The 3,381-nt window shown below is 72.4% G+C and carries 4 protein-coding genes; all 4 read left to right on the top strand.

All coding sequences use genetic code 11. From position 1 onward, the window contains the following. The coding region (locus GUY60_RS36085; protein WP_161705677.1) for a lysophospholipid acyltransferase family protein at nucleotides 1-587 on the top strand (587 nt) is incomplete at its 5' end. Further along, the gene (locus GUY60_RS36080; RefSeq protein ID WP_161705675.1) at nucleotides 580-1,257 is read left to right on the top strand and encodes a DedA family protein; all 678 of its coding nucleotides are present in this window, start codon (nucleotides 580-582) and stop codon (nucleotides 1,255-1,257) included. The genes GUY60_RS36085 and GUY60_RS36080, both read left to right, overlap by 8 nt. 74 nt (nucleotides 1,258-1,331) lie before the next feature. Next, the gene (locus tag GUY60_RS36075; protein WP_161705673.1) at nucleotides 1,332-2,231 is read left to right on the top strand and encodes a TetR/AcrR family transcriptional regulator; all 900 of its coding nucleotides are present in this window, start codon (nucleotides 1,332-1,334) and stop codon (nucleotides 2,229-2,231) included. A 137-nt stretch (nucleotides 2,232-2,368) separates the two neighbouring features. Further along, nucleotides 2,369-3,265, top strand: coding sequence for a beta-keto acid cleavage family enzyme (locus GUY60_RS36070; protein WP_161705671.1), 897 nt, complete (start codon nucleotides 2,369-2,371; stop codon nucleotides 3,263-3,265). Nucleotides 3,266-3,381 lie beyond the last annotated feature (116 nt).

Raw genomic sequence — 3,381 nt, 5'->3', positions numbered from 1 at the left:
GTACCCCCGGCACCCCCGGCACACCCAGCACTCACGGCACCCTCGTCGTCGCCAACCACATCTCATGGCTCGACGTGGTCGCGCTGCTCGCTTGCGAACCGGTCGCGCTCGTCGCCAAGCGGGAGGTGGGCCGCTGGCCCGTGGTCGGACCGCTCGCCCGCCGTATCGACACCTGCTTCATCGACCGGGGCAGCCTGCGCGCACTGCCCCAAGCGGTCGACCGGGTACGGGAGTTCCTCGCCGCGGGCCGTACCGTCGCCGTCTTCCCGCAGGGCACCACCTGGTGCACGGCCGCGGGCGGCACCTTCCGGCGCGCCCTCTTCCAGGCCGCCGTCGACGCGCGCGTGCCCGTGCGTCCGGTGACCCTCGACTACGTCCAGCACGGCACGCCGAGCACGGTCGCCGGGTTCCTGGGCGACGACGGCTTCGTACCGTCGCTGCACCGGGTGGCCAGAGCCGACGGGCTCACCGTACGGATCAGGGCGCACGCACCACTGGCCAGCACCGGCCCCGGAGTCGACCGCCGCGTACTCGCGGCGGCGGCGCAGGAGTCGGTGTTCCAAAACCGGCCGAGGCGCCATGGCTGACTGGCTCAACCCCTATGTGACGTTCCTGCAAGGGCTCCTCGACTCGCCCTGGCTGTGGCTGGTCATCTTCGGCACGGCGGCCCTCGACGCGCTGCTCCCGTTCATGCCGAGCGAGACCACGGTCGTCGCCGCGGCCGTCCTGATCGGCGCCGACCCGGGCCGCCTCGCACTGCTCACCCTGCTCGCCGCCACCGGCGCGCTCGCCGGTGACCTGGGAGGGTACGGAGTGGGGCGGCGCGCGGGCCCCCGCCTGACCGGGCTGCTGCTGCGCGGCGGCAAGGGGCGCCGCCGCCTCGCCGCCGCGCACTCCCTGGTGGCCCGGCACGGTGCTCTGCTGATCATGGCCGGGCGGTACATACCGGGCGGGCGCGTGGTCACCGGCCTCAGTACCGGCGGCGTGCGCTACCCGCTGCGGCGCTTCGTGCTGTTCGACGCGATCGGGGCGAGCGTCTGGGCGCTGCTCAGCGTGGCCGTCGGCAGGCTCGGCGGAGCCGCCTTCGCGGACCGCCCGCTGTACGGCCTGCTGCTCTCCTTCTCCATCGTCGCCCTGCTCACCCTGGTGGTGGCGGGCCTGCGCGGGCTCGGCCGCCGCAGAGGAGTGTTGCGTATCCCGACTGATGAGTCAGTCATCATCGCAACGCAACCAGGAACCACCCTCAAACCTCAATAGGGAACGGGAAAAGAGGCAGACGGCCCGTACGGGTGTGTTGCGGTTATCTCAACACGCGGGTACGGTCGTCGACCATGCAGCAGGAACCGGGAAGCCGCGTCGGGGACACCGGCGGCGAAGTGGCGGAGCGCGTCCGCCAGGTGATCGTCGCCGTCGGCGTCAGCCAGCGCGAGTTCGCGCGCCGCATCGTCATGGACCCGTCGAAGCTGTCCCGCTCGCTCAGCGGGGCCCGCCGCTTCACCGTGGCGGAGCTCGCCCGGGTCGCGGACACCGGGGACGTCGACGCGGCCTGGCTGCTCGGCTCCGGCGAACCTTCGTCCGGCGAGCCCTCGTCCGGCGCGCGGGCCGCGGTGCGACCGCGGCGTACGGCCACGGCGGCACCGGCGGAGGGCGGCCGACCGTTGCAGATCGTGCGGGAGACGGTCCGGCTGATCGCCGAACGCGGCTTCCACGCGGTCCGCGTGGCCGACATCGCGGAGGCCTGCGAGACCAGTACCGCCGCCATCCACTACCACTTCCCGGGCCGCGACGACCTGCTCGAAGCGGCCGTGCGCTGGTGCATGGACGAGGACACCGCCCGCCGCGCCGCACGCACCGCCGAAGCGGCCGATGTGGCGGACGAGCTACGGCAGTTGATCGAGTTGCAGACCCCGCACACCCGGCAGCGGCGGCGCCAGTGGAGCGTCTGGCTCGACCTGTGGGCGGAGGCCGCCCGCTCCACCGTGGTCGGCGGACTGCATGTGGAGTACTACCGGCAGTGGCGGGCGACCGTGGCCGATGTGATCCGCCGGGGCGTCGCCGAAGGCACCTTCCGCCCGGTCGACCCGGAGGCCGCAGCGCTCACCCTGACAGCCCTCATCGACGGCCTCGCCTCCCAGGTCCTCGCGACCACGCCGGGGGAGCCCGGCACCAGCGCGGACGACATGCAGCGCGCCCTGCTCGCCCACGTCGACACCACGCTCGCGGCGCACTGAGCCGCGCACCGGTAGCGGTGGGCCACACCCGCGGTGGACCGCGCCGCACCCGCGTGGGCCGCTCCGCACCCACGACGGGCCGCGCCACACACCTCGTAACACACCGTCATATCCCTTGTGAAGCAAAGGAGTTCCGCATGCCCATGAACCAGGACGTCATCATCACGGCCGCGCTGACCGGCGCCGGCGACACCGTCCGTAAGAGCCCGCACGTACCCGTCACGCCGGAGCAGATCGCCCGCTCCGCGGTGGAGGCCGCCGAGGCCGGTGCGGCCGCCGTGCACATCCACGTACGGGACCCCGAGACCGGCGCCCCCTCGCGCGACCCGCGCCTGTACCGCGAGACGGTCGAGCGGATCAAGGAGACCGGCACCGATGTCATCATCAACCTCACCGCGGGCATGGGCGGCGACCTGGTCGTCGACCCCGACGAGCCGCTGAAGCAGCTCGGCGAGCTGCCCGGTACGGACCTCGTCGGCGGCCTCGACCGGCTGCCGCACGTCGACGAGCTGCTCCCCGACATCTGCACCCTGGACTGCGGCTCCCTCAACTTCGGCGACAACCTCTACGTCTCCACCCCCGACATGCTCCGCGCCGGTGCCAAGCGCATCCAGGAGCTCGGCGTACGGCCCGAGTTGGAGATCTTCGACACCGGTCACCTGTGGTTCGCCAAGCAGCTGCGTGAAGAGGGCCTGCTCGACGACCCGACCGTCTTCCAGCTCTGCATGGGCATCCCGTGGGGCGCGCCCGCCGACCCGGGCGTCCTGCAGTCGATGGTCAACATGCTGCCCGAGAACGCCCAGTGGGCCAGCTTCGCCATCGGCCGTATGCAGATGCCGTGGGTCGCCCAGTCGATCCTGCTCGGCGGGCATGTCCGCGTCGGCCTGGAGGACAACCTCTACCTGGGCAAGGGCAACAAGGCCACCAACGCCCAACTCGTAGAGCGCGCCGTGCAGATCACCGAGTCCATCGGCGCCCGCGTCGTCGGCCCGGACGAGGCCCGCCTCAAGCTCGGCCTCAAGCCCCGCGCGTAGTCGCTTCGCTGGATTGCGCGCCGTTTTCATCCGCGAGCCGGCTGTGGCTGGTCGCGCAGTTCCCCGCGCCCCTTCGGGGCACGACCCAGACCCGCGCCCGAACCCCGCACACCCCC

It is taken from the genome of Streptomyces boluensis (assembly GCF_009908195.1).
GTDB classification, from domain to species: domain Bacteria; phylum Actinomycetota; class Actinomycetes; order Streptomycetales; family Streptomycetaceae; genus Streptomyces; species Streptomyces boluensis.
Note: the sequence above shows the minus strand (reverse complement) of the source record. Positions and strands in the feature narration are given on the sequence as shown.

Coding starts and splice junctions, on each gene's coding strand:
- GUY60_RS36070 (WP_161705671.1), top strand. CDS start 2,369: ATGCCCATGAACCAGGACGTCATCATCACGGCCGCGCTGACCGGCGCC.
- GUY60_RS36080 (WP_161705675.1), top strand. CDS start 580: ATGGCTGACTGGCTCAACCCCTATGTGACGTTCCTGCAAGGGCTCCTC.
- GUY60_RS36075 (WP_161705673.1), top strand. CDS start 1,332: ATGCAGCAGGAACCGGGAAGCCGCGTCGGGGACACCGGCGGCGAAGTG.